This is a genomic window from Dehalococcoidia bacterium (genome assembly GCA_028711995.1).
In the GTDB taxonomy this organism is placed as follows: Bacteria; Chloroflexota; Dehalococcoidia; order SZUA-161; family SpSt-899; genus JAQTRE01.
The window spans coordinates 1-14,072 of the sequence record JAQTRE010000009.1; the positions used below are offsets into that span (position 1 = coordinate 1).

At 52.0% G+C, this 14,072-nt stretch carries 8 protein-coding genes; 1 reads left to right on the top strand and 7 read right to left on the bottom strand.

Features of this window, described 5'->3' with window-relative positions; translation table 11 throughout:
* Positions 1-128 precede the first annotated feature (128 nt).
* The 7 genes from PHV74_02845 to pyk form a co-directional block, all read right to left on the bottom strand.
* Positions 129-443: a CoA-binding protein gene (locus PHV74_02845; GenBank protein MDD5093302.1), complete on the bottom strand. Its 315-nt coding sequence runs from the start codon at positions 441-443 to the stop codon at positions 129-131.
* A gap of 34 nt (positions 444-477) precedes the next feature.
* Positions 478-672: a DNA alkylation repair protein gene (locus tag PHV74_02850; protein MDD5093303.1), complete on the bottom strand. Its 195-nt coding sequence runs from the start codon at positions 670-672 to the stop codon at positions 478-480.
* A gap of 147 nt (positions 673-819) precedes the next feature.
* Positions 820-1,518: a response regulator transcription factor gene (locus tag PHV74_02855; protein MDD5093304.1), complete on the bottom strand. Its 699-nt coding sequence runs from the start codon at positions 1,516-1,518 to the stop codon at positions 820-822.
* Positions 1,519-1,604: 86 nt separating this feature from the next.
* On the bottom strand, positions 1,605-4,205 hold the full coding sequence (locus PHV74_02860) for an ATP-binding protein (GenBank protein ID MDD5093305.1): 2,601 nt from the start codon (positions 4,203-4,205) through the stop codon (positions 1,605-1,607).
* 289 nt (positions 4,206-4,494) lie between these two features.
* Positions 4,495-5,997: a DUF4070 domain-containing protein gene (locus PHV74_02865; GenBank protein ID MDD5093306.1), complete on the bottom strand. Its 1,503-nt coding sequence runs from the start codon at positions 5,995-5,997 to the stop codon at positions 4,495-4,497.
* A 140-nt stretch (positions 5,998-6,137) separates the two neighbouring features.
* Complete coding sequence (locus PHV74_02870) at positions 6,138-7,718, bottom strand: GH3 auxin-responsive promoter family protein (GenBank protein MDD5093307.1); 1,581 nt, start codon at positions 7,716-7,718, stop codon at positions 6,138-6,140.
* A 404-nt stretch (positions 7,719-8,122) separates the two neighbouring features.
* On the bottom strand, positions 8,123-9,565 hold the full coding sequence (pyk, locus tag PHV74_02875; GenBank protein ID MDD5093308.1) for a pyruvate kinase: 1,443 nt from the start codon (positions 9,563-9,565) through the stop codon (positions 8,123-8,125).
* A gap of 332 nt (positions 9,566-9,897) precedes the next feature.
* Between pyk and PHV74_02880 the strand changes: the two genes are divergently transcribed.
* A complete protein-coding gene (locus PHV74_02880; GenBank protein MDD5093309.1) occupies positions 9,898-14,040 on the top strand; it encodes an acyl-CoA dehydratase activase in 4,143 nt (1,380 codons plus the stop codon).
* Positions 14,041-14,072 lie beyond the last annotated feature (32 nt).

Below are 14,072 nucleotides of genomic sequence, written 5' to 3' on the forward strand. Positions count from 1 at the left end.
TTTGCTGATGATTAGGGGGTAGTCTGCCCAAGCAGACAGGATTTCCCCTGAAAAGGGGGTTGTTCAGAGGGCGAAACCACGGAAAAACCACACTTCGACGTTATTTTATTGAGGGAATTCCGCTGAACTTATTCTTTGACCGACTTGATCAGAGGTTCCCATACAGCTCTAGCCCCGATTCGGATAGCCTCCTCCACGATGGGAATCACTTCTTCCGAGCGGCGAAAGATATCCACCACATCGATTGTCTCCGGAACGGACGAAAGGTCAGGATAGCTCTTTTCGCCTATTACCTCGGCGACGGCTGGATTTACCGGAATAACTCTGTATCCGTGTTCCTTCAAATAGGTTCCAACTGCAAAGCTCGGCCGATCTTCCTTTGGAGATATCCCCACAATAGCAATGGTTTTACTTGATTGGAGTATCTTTTGCTCTAAATTCACCTGGGGCCTCCGAAGCAGCTTCTCTCCCTGCTTATCAACCCTGAAGCCTTCCTAAAACCGCCTGGCTGGAAAGCGCATGATCATGCCCCGCTTCTCTGGCAATTTCTCTCAACCTTGGGATTGACACGCCATACGTATTGCGGGGATTGATCCCATACCTCGCCATCCCTTTTGCGGCCTCGAGGTTGGCCAGAGATCTCAATTGTCCGAGGATTTCCTCGCAACTCATCTCTTTTGTTTCAACGGCGCGGAAGCATGAGGTTTTTGGACTGTATTTCTATGGCTTGAAATTCACCTGTGCTCCGAAATGGAGACTTACGAAAGGTTATTTCCAAACCAACGACCCTTGGGGATGTTTAATGAGGAACGCCCAGGTTTACGACTGACCCGGTTTGGTAAGTTTGTATCCTACTCCCCTTTCTGAGACTATTAACCGCGGTTCGTGAGGCTCATCGCTCAGCTTTGCTCGAAGGCGCTGAATATATACCTTGAGGTAGTCGGTAGCATCGCTATAATCTGATCCCCAAACCCTTTCCAGGAGGACCCGATGCGGCATTACCCTTCCCGCATTTCTTGCCAGGAGATAAAGCAGATTGTACTCTGTGGGAGTCAGCTTGACTTCTTCCCCATTCACACGCACTTCGTGGGCGGCGAAGTCTATCCGCAGTTTCCCTATAGTCAGAGGCTCCTCACTCTTTTCAAGGTCCGGCATAGTTGAGCGGCGCAGAACCGCTTTCACCCGCGCCAAAAGCTCTACATGGCTAAACGGCTTGGTGATATAATCATCAGCGCCCAGCTCCAAGCCCTTGACCTTATCAAACTCCTGGTCTTTCACAGTGAGCATCACGATGGGCACATCAGAGAAAAGGCGAATCCGACGGCATACCTCAAATCCATCGATATCCGGCAGGCCGATATCAAGAATGACAATATCAGGAGATTCACTCTCGATCAGATCAACACCGTTCAAACCTTCGTTGGCTGAGGCCACTTCAACATCCGGCCAACGGAGATCAAAACAGAGGGAAACGGCCTCCACTATCTCGGGATCGTCTTCGATAACTACTACTTTCATAGCCTTCCTTGCGCCTATTCTACACTAACCAGCCCGGTTTGGCCAGCCCTTTCTTAAACTCGTCGTTCTTCAACAGCATCGGGTTGCTAGGGCAACGGCAGGGAAATGGTAAAGGTACTTCCTTCTCCGACCTTGCTCTGGACCTGGACTGTCCCCCCATGCAGCTTCACCACCTGTTTAACCGTGGCCAATCCCACACCGATTCCCTTAATCCGCTCCCCGCTGAATTTGCCACGATAGAAAGGCTCGAATATCAAATCCTTCTCTTCGTCTGGAATCCCCTGGCCTGTATCCTGAACTGCAATCTTCACTTTGGTGTCTTCGACCCAGGCCGAGAGTTTTATTTTCCCACCTTCAGGCGTATATTTGTTGGCATTGCCGAGCAGGTTTGTGATCATGTATTCGAACCGTTTCTGGTCAGCCATAACCTGAGGGATATTCTCAGAGACATCAACGGTCAGCTTCTGATACCGCTGCCGGATGGGTGGAGAGCAAAGGTCCACCGCACGCCCGATCGATGCACGAACATCCACAGGCTCAACATGCAATTCCAGCGGCATTGCTCTTGCCTTGGCCATATCCAGCAAATCGTTCAACATCACCTCCAGCCGATCAGTGCTACGCCTTATGTTATCGATCAACCTCTTCAACGGGACCTGTGTTTCACCTGCTAACTCTTCACTGAGCAATTCGCCGGAAGATTTGATGGCGGTAAGAGGTGTCTTCAACTCATGAGAGATGGCCCTGAAAAACTCCTCTCGCTGCTCGTTCAGGAGTTCCAGCCGGGCCCTCTCTCCTCTCTCTCTGGCATACAATCGGGAATTTTGCATACTGAGGGATAACTGACTGGCAGCCTGTTCCAGAAAGGAAACCTCTCTCTCACCGTAGACATCCGGGGTGAAACTACCCACAATAAAGGTGCCCGTCACCTCTCCCTGAGAGATAAGAGGCAGGTTGATCAATGACCTTATCCCGTGTTTAAGGTAGCTCTCCTCGGTCGGAAAACGCTTCTGCTTTGCCAGATCGTTTTTGATGATGGGCATCTTGTTCATGGCAATCCACTCAGTAGCGGTTCCCCGCATCGGAAGTTCAGTCCCCGGTTTCTGCCATGATGCTTCCAGTTCGGTAGATAGAGCGTAAAAGCGCTGCACATCCCCTTCGATCATCACCACACAGGCCAAATCCACCGGGATGACCTTCTTCAGTTCGCTGGCAAAAACTTCATAGGTCGATTGGATATCTAGACTTGAATTGATTGCCTTGTTCACGCAACTGAGTGCGGAAAGCTGCCTTTCTCTCTCCAGGCTGGCCTGATAGAGATGGATGTTTTCGATATTCAGAGCCATCTGCCCCGCGATCCTCTTCATCAGCCGCTCATCTTCCCAGGAGTATGGCTGATGATCGATCCTGGCTCCCATCACCAGCAAGCCGACCTGCCTCCCGCTTGATTTTAGCGAGATATACATCTCTCCATCCAGTCGCTCAACGGCCTCTTTTTCCCGCATGGTCATTGCCTGCAATTTGGCATTGGCCTCCACATCTTCCCGATGAAGGAGCCCCTGCTCGCCTTCCAGGATTTCCACCAGAGGGCACTTCTTGCTCAAACTGATTTGAGCATCCTGGCTATCGAAACCCACAGATGAAGTAAGGTTGAGTTCTCCCCTGGAATGCGAGAGCGTCATCAGGCAGACATGTGAGGACTGCATCGCCTGTCTGATCAAAACCGGATAGGCTGAAGTGATACTGGAGGGATCAATAATGCTCTGAGCTTCTTCCTGCAGGCGCTCCAACGCCTGAAGATGTTCATATCTATCCCGATAGAAGAACCTGTTGGTCCAGTCTTGCACCCTCCCCCACAGGAGAGGAATGCCAACAACTATCGCGGCGACAAAAACCAGGTGCAGCCATACGGGTGCCCGATCATTCTGCCAGAAGTGATAGAGGGCGAAGTATATGCCCAAATACGGGCCAGCCACCAGAGCTCCCATCACTGCATAGGGCGCTACCTTGTGGGTGGCCACCTGGATATCAAAGAGGTGGTATTTCAAGATGGCAAAGGAGGTAAGGAGACAAAAGGCGAGGTTGCCGATGATGGTACCGGGATAGATGTTTAACCCAAGGGCAGGTAATACGTCAACCACTCCTCCGGCGATAGCGGCTGAACCGCCAACGACAAAATAGACGAGCCGGTTTCTGTCCTCATACGATGTTGCTGCTTTGTGAGCGCTACGTAGATGGTATACAGCCAGAAACATCAACAAATATCCGGGAATAATCAAAGGAGCGAACAGTGGCCCCCATACTGGAGCATTGCCATACATATCTATTGTCATGCCCTCCACGATTAGACCAGTTGGAGACAGAGAAATCACTACAGCCAAGTAAAGGTACATGCCAAACAACCAGAGAGAGGAAACTCCAGCATTCGAATAGCGGAGAGCAAAATGGTAGAACAACACAGGGGTAGCAACTATAAAAACCAAAGCTCCTCGCTCCCACCAGATAGCCCGACCGAGATCGGCGCTTACACGCATGCCGAAAATCAGAAAACCCCATAAGGTCAAACTGAAGAGAAAAGCAGCAAACAAACTGTTAGCCGGACTTCTCCGGCTCATCCAAACGACCATGATGGCCAGAATGCCCGAAAGACACCCTTGCAGCAATGGCAAAATCAAGTATAAACTCATCTGACTTACACCCTTACTACCTGTGCACCTTGTATAAATTCCACACAGTACAAATACTCACAGGCGTACCGTACTTTACCCGTCATTGAGCCTTACAAGCTCAATCGCTGATTGTATCTGCAAAAAACTCGGTAACGAAACTACCTCCGCCCCAATCCATAGATCAAGTCCAGACAAACCTTATTCTCTCAACTGAATGGAGCCGAAAACTTGAAGAGACAGGAAAAGCCTAATTCTACTTGTGTGGAGTTCCCTGCAACGGTGCGGACTTTTTCAAGCGATTCATTATTCATCTGCCAGAGATGCCATTACTGGATACGTGCTGTTCACAGACCCTGCGAAAATGATACCCTTGAATCGCAAACGCCACTACTAAGGGAATCATGTTGGGCCGATGAAACAGCGTCCATATCAAAAGCCTCCAAAATTGGAACCGGCCTTTGTCTAAGAAACCAAAGAAAAACAGTGAACGCAAGAAGATATTAACATCTTTCAATCGCTGAGGCTCTTTTACCTTTGGCGTCTTATACTCCTTTAAAAGCGTCCTGACGCGTTGGTAGTAGTTCTTTGACGTGTAAAGATATCTTAAAGTGTTCTTGTATCCCTCGTATAGCGTATCAAAGTCCATTTTGGTAGCAATGTTTGTCGTGCCGCCTACGTTGTCTCCAAATGACGGCCCAAGGAGCCGATTCTCTCGCGCCATGCGTTCATAAAGTTTTGTTCCTGGCATAGCCTGAAGCAAACCAACTGTCGCAGTGGGAATTCCACTTTTCTGAATGAAGTCAGTTTGCCTCTTGAAGATAGAAGGCGTATCACTGTCAAAGCCAATAATGAAACCACCTTGCACTTGCATCCCAGCTCTCTGGATACGCCTTACATCGCCAACAAGGTCACGATTCCTATTTTGCACCTTGTTGCATTCCGTCAGGCCATCCTCATCAGGCGTCTCAATACCTATAAAAATAATGTCAAACCCTGCCTCATACATCATCCGCAGTAATTGTTCATCATCAGCCATATTGATTGAGGCTTCGACGGCGAAAGGAATACCGCACTTGTCTTTTTGCCAATCGATAAGTGCGGGCAACAGTTCTGACTTGAGATAGTTCTTGTTTCCGATAAAGTTGTCATCCGCCAGAAAAATGCCTTCTCTCAAGCCATGGCTATGATAAAGATCGTCTAACTCAGCAATGATTTGTTGGGTTGTTTTCATGCGTGGCCGATGCCCAAACAATACCGTCACATTGCAGAACTCACAATCAAAGGGGCAGCCTCTAGAAAACTGGATGCTTACGTAGAGATATTGCTTTAGATCGACCAATTCCCATAGTGGAATCGGCGTTTTGGTGAGATCTGCAAACTCCGATGTTTCATAGACGCGCTGGGCGCATCCGCGCGCCAGATCTGCCAGAAACGGAGGGAGCGTCAACTCGGCCTCATTCAGCACAAAGTGATCGACCTCCTCAAAATGCTCGTGCTCGCTGGTAAACAAAGGCCCTCCGGCGACGACCTTGACGCCTGCCCTTTTGCATTCGGCAATTGCCCTGCGCGCTGATTCTCTCTGCACAATCATGCCGCTGATAAAGGCATAATCAGCCCATTCCATGTCTTCTGCGGTGACTTTTTTGGTATTCTTATCCACAAGGCGCTTTGACCACTCTGGCGGAAGCATGGCTGCAACCGTTAGCAAGCCCAATGGTGGCGAAACGGCTTTGTGTCCAGTGAATTTGAGGACATGTTTGAAGCTCCAGAATGTATCGGGGAATTCAGGGTAGATCAATAAAATATTCATAGGGTTCGTTTTCTCATGGTTTTACAGCGACAGCTGAACATGTGCAGCTTTTATACCCGGTGTACTCGGACGAAAGTCATTTCTTTTTCAAACATTCAATCGATCCCACACGTCTGCCCGTCTGATCCATGCGCAAATGCCTACATTTCAACACGCAGCAAATCACTGATCACCGCATCGGAAAGATTCATCTGCGGCAATTTCTGCAGCTCCGGGCCATGCCCATTTTTCCCCTTGCCCTTAGAATACCGCTCAAAAGCCCCCCTGGCCAATGGGATTATCCTTACCGGATTGTAGGCCATAATCAGGACGGCTTCTCGATAATGCCCATCCACCTCTTTCAATTTCCGGTGAATGCGCCGCTCCAGGTCTTTCTCCCAAATATCCTCATCCAGTTCGATATAGAAACTCAGAACAATCTTCCCCATCTCAAATTCTTTGCGCGCCGACCAATGTCCCATCGGTATGCCGGTGAGTACCAAAGCTTCCGACACGGTTTTGGTGTTGAGCCTGGATATGCCAAAGAGGTCAATAATATCATCCGCCCGGTCATGAAAGACCATCTGGGGAAGTCCATCTTTCACTCCATCACCGCGGGAGACAATCCTGATCAGATCCCCCTGCCGATACCTCAGCAAAGGCATTCCATAAAAGCTGGTGATGACCGGCTCATAGACCTTTCCGTCCTCGAGATCGTTGATGAGCAGGGTGGACGCTCCCTCTTTCTTATGGACATCTTCCTCCGGAATGAACTCCAGAAAAACGCTATCGTGCAGGAAATTCATTCTGTCCTTCTGCCAGTCCTGCATGGCTATAAGCCCGGACTCACTGGACCCGTAGAACTGAAACAACGGTTTGCCCCACTGCCTCATGGCATGATCCTGAAAGACATTGCTATCGGCCCCCCAGGCCACTATCCCCTTCACGGACCACAGGTCTTTGGGCAATAACCTCTTCTTTCGTCCAAAAAACCTGGAGGGTTTATCCTTGAGCACACGCAAAAGCACCATCGGGTGTATTTTGGGCAACATGGAGAAAAATCCCCGGCTCTCCATCAGGTATTGAAACCTGCGCTCCATAGGTAGAAGAGAACTGGTCATGGTGATAATGTAGTCTATGTCGGCAGATATTGCCATTCTCAATGCGGCATCCATCTTGTCTCTGAACCGCAAGCCATCACTTTCATCAAGGGGGAGTATGGATTTGGCAGAGAATTGCTCCAGGAGACCATGCGCCAGATGTGCGGACACAAAGGGCTTCTCCGGCAAGATGGCCAGGATGCGGCATCCGGGCGCCAACTGAATATCGCCCTTATCCGTAGCCGAAGAAAGAATCAGAGTTGCAATGATGTTCCGAAGTTGCGCCTTTACGAATTGCTCAGTCCATGGCACTCGCTTGAAAGCGCCTTTGGTATATGACGTATGCACCCAATAGTGCGGCTTTCCCGCCAGAAACTCTTCCTGCCCATCGCCAATGTAGGGAGCATAGTCTTTGTAGGTGGTCAGCGGAACGACCCGGCGGAATTCCTCAACGCCAATGGGCCTTTGATTTTTCATCAGAATCCGGCCCAGAGGGCTATCGACAACCAGCCCGATTTGCTCCAGAAGCAATCTCTCCTGAAGCTTCATGAACTCATCTTTGGAGAGATCAAGAAAGCCGCAATACCGGTTCCATATCCGGGTCTTGTCATGACCTTGGAAGAATCGATCTTCAGGGCGCATGATCACCTCTTAGAACAATTGAACCCAGTGCCGCCATATCGCTTTCTGCAGCAAGCCACTGCTTCCGACAGTTAAGTGACTGGCTGAGATCAATGCCACGGACCTCTAAAAGTAAACATTGCGTAAATATATGGTAAACGCGCTTTTAAGTGAATCTACTCTACTATAGATTTTGGCGTTTGTCAAAGATGAGTTTACTTCGTAATCCGTGGGCTCGCTGCAAGCACCGGACGGGCAAACTAAACGCCGCGTAAAAGAGGGTCGCCGATACCAATCACGGTACCCAAGCGCGAAAAAGAAGATGCGCGCCAAAAGTAGCAGCGCATGGAACAAAAAAGCAACAAAGACCATCTATACACAAAGGCCGTGATTTAAAATGGGAGAACAACTGGTCTCCCATAACCCTAATCCACCTTGGCAATCCTGAGCGAGTCGGCGCTTCCGAACTGCCCCAGAGATGATCCCTCCGTCAATACCACCGTGTCACCCTTCTTGGCCAGCCCGGAATACCGAATGAACTCAATCATAGAGTCGTGCCAGCGACCCTGCGCGTCCTCCATCAGGATCGGGTAGACCCCATAGGAGAAGTTGGCAAAGCGGCAGGTGGGCTCGTTGCTGCTGAAGGCCAGAATCCAGCAGTTCGGCTTGAAGCGGGAGATGCGACGCGGGGTGCTGCCCGTGAAGGTCGGCGTCAGCACAAACCGAATGTTCAGCCCATGCAGCGCGTCGATTACATTCAGGGAGACCACATCTTCTATGGTGATGTTCTTGCGGCCATGAGTATTGCGAAAATAGTCTTCCACAGGAGACGAAAAGGTTATAGCGCTCCGCTGCCGCTCGACGGAGATGGCAATCTGGGCCATCATCTTCACCGTTTCTACCGGATATTTGCCCATTGCGGTTTCTTCTGAGAGCATGACAGCATCCGTGCCATCCAGAATGGCATTGGCCACATCGGTTGCCTCAGCCCGGGTGGGACGGACGTTCTCCACCATGGATTCCAGCATCTGCGTAGCCGTGATCACCGGCCTGCCCCGGAGGTTTGCCTTGCGGATGAGCTTCTTCTGGACCATGGGAACGTCCTGAATCGAGATTTGCACTCCCAGGTCTCCCCGCGCCACCATGATGGCATCGGCCACCTCCATAATCCCATCAATATTCTTGACCGCCTCTTCTCGTTCGATCTTGGCAACCACATAAATGTACTTGCCCTTCTCGCGAGCGAAGGATTTGACCTGCACGATATCCTTGGCTCTTTCCACAAAGGACATGCCAAAGATATCCACCCCTTCTTCCAACCCGAAGGTCACAAATTCGAGATCCTTCTCTGTTAGGGGATCGGGAATCACCCTGGCGCGGGGAAGATTCAAGCCCTTATGCGAGAACAACTGCCCGCCAACGAGCACCTTGCAGCTCACGTCCTGACCCGAAATATCCAGAACTTTCAGTTGAAGGAAGCCGTCATTGAGGAAAATGATACCGCCTTTGGAAACGGCGTGAGGAAGCTCCTCAAATTCCACGGGAAGGAGTGCGATGGTGCCGATTACATTCCGAGTAGTGAGCACGACATCGCTGCCTTGAGTAAGGAAAAGGGGTTCGTTTTCAAGCTTGCCGATGCGAATCTTTGGTCCGGGGAGATCGAGCATAATGCTAACCGGGTGGTTCAGCTCAGAAGCGATCGACCGAATGCGCCGGATGTCCTCTCGATGCTGCTCAAGATCACCGTGGGCCAGGTTCAGGCGAGCTATACTCATACCGCTCTTCATCAATCGAGTGAGAACCTCGGCGGACCGCGAAGCCGGACCGATGGTGCAGATGATCTTTGTTTTGTGTCCCGGTAATTTCACAGTGAAAGCCCTCCTCTGAAAAAGCCCTTAAGCCGGATCCACCCAATTCCCCCAACAGTAGTGGGAATTCTCCCTCACCCCCTCGATCCCCCTCTCCCGTGATCGGAAGAGGAAAAAACAATCCATAGGGGACACCCCTAAAACCCCGGCAGAGGGAAAACCCTCTGCACACCCTAACAACTCAAATGATAACCGATAGCTGACTACTGGATTCATGATGCCCCGGATGTCAAGGCAATGGTACCATCCACTCAAAACGAAATCAATATCTTTTTTACGAGAGGTGGATTCAGCGGGGGACAAAACCCTTCTCTTGTGATAAAATTACACCCGTGAATATAAAGTACTTCTTAGGATTAGATGTCGGATCAGTCAACGCCAAACTCGTCTTGGTGGATGAAAGATGTACCCCCATCCATGAGGACACCGAAAGGGTAACGATTGGACCGAAAGCAGCGATTAGCACGCTTTTATCCCGCCTCTCAAAGAGGGTTCCCCTGGAACAAATCGCGGCGGCGGGTGTTTCCGGATCGGGCAAGAGCGTCATCCCTGAGGACTTGAACTGGACTCAATACAGCAGCCCGCTGGCAATCATCTCCGGCATCCTCAATTCTTATCCCGATGCCAAGACGATCATTCAAATCGGCGGGCAAAGCTCTCTGGTGATCGAACTGGAGGACGGCCTCAAAAAACCGTGGAAGGTCAACTCCAATCCCCTGTGCGCTGCTGGCACGGGCCGATTCCTGGAACAGCAGGCATACCGGCTGGGGATCAGTCTGGAAGATTTCTCACGACTGGCACTCAGCGCCGACGATAACGCTCCTCGAATCGCTGCCCGGTGCAGCGTTTTTGCCAAGAGCGACCTCATTCACCTGCAGCAAAAAGGTGTTTCCGTGGAATCCATCCTGCGCGCCCTTTCCGATAGCGTTGCCCGAATGGTGGCCTCATTCAAAAAGGGGCCATTCGCCGATCCGATCTATTTTGTTGGCGGTGTGGCAGAAAATGACGCCGTTCTGAAATCCCTCAACGAGGTGATCTCAGCCAGAAACGGGTCTCCCTCACAAGTGAATGTACCGGAAAGATATCATTTCGTAGAGGCCCTCGGGTCTGCCCTGCTTGCCCTGAACTCAGGCAAAGAATCCAGGGTTATTCCGCTTGAGGAAGGCGACGCCAAACAAGACTATTATGTCATGTCCAAACTGGAGAAGGTCTCTCAGCAAAGCAGCTGGCAGCCCTCGAAAATCGATAAGCCGTTCGTGGGGTATCTGGGAGTGGACGTCGGTTCCACCAGCACCAAAGCCGTTATCATCGACCAGTCCGGCAAAACAGTGCTGGCCAAACACTATCTGATGACGGCAGGCAGGCCTCTGGAAGCCGTTAAAGAGGTTTTTCGCCATCTCTATGATGAGTGGGTAGGAGACAACGCCACCATCGCAGGGGTTGGCGTTACCGGTTCCGGCCGATATCTGGTGGGCAGCTTCATCGGGGCCGACATGATCAAGAACGAGATCACTGCCCAGACCAGGGCCGGTGAGGAACTGGAGCCCGAAGCCGACATCATCGAGATCGGCGGGCAGGATTCCAAGCTGGTCATCAAACGAAATGGGGTGGTGGTCGATTATCAAATGAACAAAGCCTGCGCTGCCGGGACGGGGAGTTTTATCGATGAACTGGCAGAGATGCTCGATGTCTCGGTCAAGGACGGGCAATTCGCCAACCTCGCTTTCGAAGCGCCGCACACCATCGACCTGGGATCGCGCTGCGCCGCCTTCATGGGTCAGGCAGTCTCCACAGCCCAGCAGGAAGGCGTACCCATCGAAATCATCACCGCCAGCCTTTCCAACTCAATTGCGCGGAACTATCTTTCCAAAGTAGTGGAGATGCGCCGGCTGGGAGACAAGGTCATCCTCACTGGTGCAGTGTTCTACAACCAGGCAGTGGTCTCGGCCTTTAAGCAATTGCTCCCGGACAAGCAATTGATCGTCCCCGAACACAATGAGGTCTCCGGCGCTATCGGGGCCGCTCTTTTGGCCAAAGAAGAAATGACGGACGCCGGCTCGAAATTCAAAGGCTTCCGAAAGGTAGCCGATGAGGAATATGCCCTCAAAACGTTCGTCTGCAATCGATGCGACAACAACTGCACCATCAGCCGTCTGCAACTGGAGGGAGAACCTCCCACCTTCTATGGCAGCCGCTGCGATTATTATGATAGCACCGTCAGCCACGAAAAGAAGGAAACGGCCTTCGACGAGCGTGAGAGGTTGCTGTTCAAGGAGTACGATGAAAATCGCGCCGGCGAGTTGACGGTCGGACTCCCCCGTGCGCTGCTGATGTATGACTACGCCCCGATGTTCATCGGCTTTCTGAATGACCTGGGCGTGAAGACGGTCCTATCCCGCAAGACCAACCGACAGACAATCGAGCATGCTGTGGAACTAAGCTACACCGATAGCTGCTTCCCCATCAAGCTGTTGCACGGCCATGCGGCTGGTCTCAAAGACTGCGATTTCATTCTCTTCCCCAGCGCCATCCGCCTGGGCGAAAAAGAGGGGGATGAGAACCAGAAATACGCCTGCCCGCTGGTGCAGGCTTCTCCCTTCCTGGTGCGAGAGGCTCTCCATCTGGAAAAGAGAATGCTCATTCCGTTTATCGATTTCAGCCTCGGCGATGAGGAGGTCATCGAAAGCCTGGCGCAGATCGCCCGGAAGATGGGGTTCAGTAAAAAGAAGGGCAAGGCCGCCGCCGTGAAAGGGCTGGCATCCCAGCGGGCGTTTGAAAAGGCCAGAGAGCTAAGCGGGCAGGCGCTGCTCAAGCAAATTCGCGATAACAACCAGATCGGCGTGGTTCTCCTCTCCCGCGCTTACATGTATCAGGATGCCGGGGCAAATCTCGGCATCGCAGAGCAGTTGGCCCGGCTGGGCGTAGTGCCGATCCCGCTCGATTTCCTGCCGCTTTCTTCCATCGACGTCCATCAATACTCGGATCGGCCTTACTGGATGTACGAGAGCAAGCTGATCGCTGGTGCAGCAATAACAGCATCAGAACCCCATCTCTACGGGCTGATATTGACCAACTTCGGCTGCGGGCCGAACTCATTCATTCTCAACATCGTCGAGGATATCATCGGGGGCAAGCCGCTGGGCCAGCTGGAGATCGATGAACATGCCGCTGAGGCAGGAATCATCACCCGACTGGAAGCGTTCGTCGACACCATCAAGGGATTCGACCGCTCCGGCAAGCGCCGTCCGGCGAGCAAGAATATCTACAGGGCGGCATCCACGCTCAACAACTCCAAAGGACTTCTGCTGTTCCCCCGGATGGCGCCTCATGCAGAGGTTTTGGCCGCTGCCATGCGAGCCTTTGGTGTCGATGCCAGAGCCCTGCCACCCGCCAACGAAAGCAATCTTCTTTACAGCAACAAAGTGACCACCGGTAAAGAATGCCTGCCCTACCGGGTGACCCTGGGCGATTTCATGCGATTCTACTATGAAAACGGCCACGGCAATCTCGATCTGGGCACGGTTGAGGGCTTCATGGCCGGGGCTTTTGGCCCGTGCCGTCTGGGGAAATATGCCCTGGAGCAGGGCCTGATTCTCAACAAACTCGGTTTCGATCTTCCCATACGGACCAGCGTTTCCAACAACGCCTACCGCGATTGGGGACTGGGCATGGCCTTTGAGCGCCTGGCATGGAAGGGCATCGTGGCATACGACCATCTGCAAAAGCTGCTCTGGCATACCCGGCCCTATGAGAAGATCAAAGGGTCTACAGATCAACTTTTCGATGAAATGGCCGCCACGGTTGCCGATCGATTGTCTCACCGGGAGTCCTTCGATAGCATTCTGGCCGAAGCGGTACCGAAGTTCAAAGCACTGATCGATCCCGATCAGCCCCGGCGGCCTCTGGTGGGAATCAACGGAGAGATATTTCTGCGGATGAACACCTTCAGCAACAGCGATCTGGCGCGAACTTGCGAAGATGCCGGCCTTGAGGTGGTCGTTTCTCCCTTCAGCGAATGGATGAACTACCTCGCACACCGGAATATCGAGGACGGCATCAAGGATCGGGATATCCGGAAAACCACCCGCGGATACATCAAGAGTATGGTTCAGCGCTACGATGAGAAAACGGTGGTGAACAAATTCGCACCTTATATCGAGGTGGAAGACCCCAAGATAAAGGACCTCCTCCGTTTCACCAAATCGCACCTCTCCCCCAGATGCGGCAGTGAGGCCGTGCTCAGCATCGGGACCGGGATTGAGTGGCTGGAGAACCCGTCCTTTGCCGGGGTGATCTCGGTGATGCCACATGGCTGCATGCCTGGCGGCATCGTGGCCGCCATGTCCGAGGAACTCAGCTCCAAGTATGGGAAACCGTGGATATCCCTCACCTATGATGGGACGCGGGAGAGCAACAACCTCACCAAGATCAACAACTTCGCTGAAATTCTGCGGTTCTCCGGCGACGGGGGTTGAATGACGGTCACTGGGGAAAGTTCTAGGTTCAA